The sequence below is a fragment of the Streptomyces sp. UH6 genome (assembly GCF_013421635.1).
GTDB lineage: Bacteria > Actinomycetota > Actinomycetes > Streptomycetales > Streptomycetaceae > Streptomyces > Streptomyces abyssomicinicus.
The window spans coordinates 1-1,058 of the sequence record NZ_JACADT010001416.1; the positions used below are offsets into that span (position 1 = coordinate 1).

The following is a 1,058-nucleotide window of genomic DNA, read 5'->3' on the forward strand; positions in this document are numbered from 1 at the left end:
CGGACCTCGCCGACGAGGAGTTCGAGGACGTCCTCGAGGGCGACCAGTCCCACCGCCCGTCCCGTCGTGTCGGTGACCGCGGCGAGGTGGGCGGCGGCCCGCCGCATGACGGTGAGGGCGTCGTCCAGCGGCAGGGCGGCCGGCAGCTCGGTCATCCGGCGGCGGACCCTCGGCGGGACCGGCCCGTCCGCGTCGTCCAGGTCGAGCACGTCCTTGACGTGCAGGTAGCCCAGGTAGACGCCGCCCTCCCCCACCACCGGGAACCGCGAGTAGCCGGTGCGCGCGGTCAGCGCGACCACCTCGCCCGGGGTGACCTCGGGGCCGACCGTGACCAGGGACTCCCGCGGCAGCAGTACGTCCGTCACCGGGTGGGAGCCCAGTCCGAGGGCGTCCTCGAGCCGTTCGGCGTCCTCCGGGTCGAGCAGTCCCGCCTGGCCGGAGTCCTCCACGAGCCGGTTCAGCTGCTCGCTGGTGAACACCGCCTCGACCTCGTCCTTCGGCTCGACCCGGAACAGTCGCAGCACCGCCCCCGCGCAGGCGCCGAGCGCGGAGGTCACCGGTCCGCACAGCCGCGCGAAGGCGACCAGTCCGGGTCCCAGCCACAGCGCGGCCTTCTCGGGCGCGGCCATCGCCAGGTTCTTCGGCACCATCTCGCCGATCACCAGGTGGAAGAAGACCACCACGGCGAGGGCGAGGACGTAGCCCAGCGGGTGGACCATGGCCTCCGGCAGCCGGACGGCGGTGAACACCGGCTCCAGCAGGTGCGCCACGGTGGGTTCGGCGACCGCGCCCAGGGTGAGCGAGCAGACGGTGATGCCGAACTGGGCGGCGGCCATCATCCGCGGCAGGTGTTCCAGCCCGTACAGGACCTGCCGGGCGCGGGCGGTGCCCAGTGGTTCGACCTGGCTGCGCCGGACCGACACCAGCGCGAACTCGGCCCCCACGAAGAAGCCGTTGCCGAGCACCAGCAGGGCCGCGAAGAGCAGTTGCAGCGCGCTCACCGGGCGGCCTCCGCGAGCGGCCCGCGGGGGGCGGCCGGCCGTCCCTCGACGGGGACC

1 protein-coding gene is annotated in these 1,058 nt (G+C 74.3%); it reads right to left on the bottom strand.

The annotated features are described in order from the left end of the window. The coding region (locus HW445_RS32260; RefSeq protein WP_180224292.1) for a hemolysin family protein at positions 1–1,001 on the bottom strand (1,001 nt) is incomplete at its 3' end. Positions 1,002–1,058: the final 57 nt, after the last annotated feature.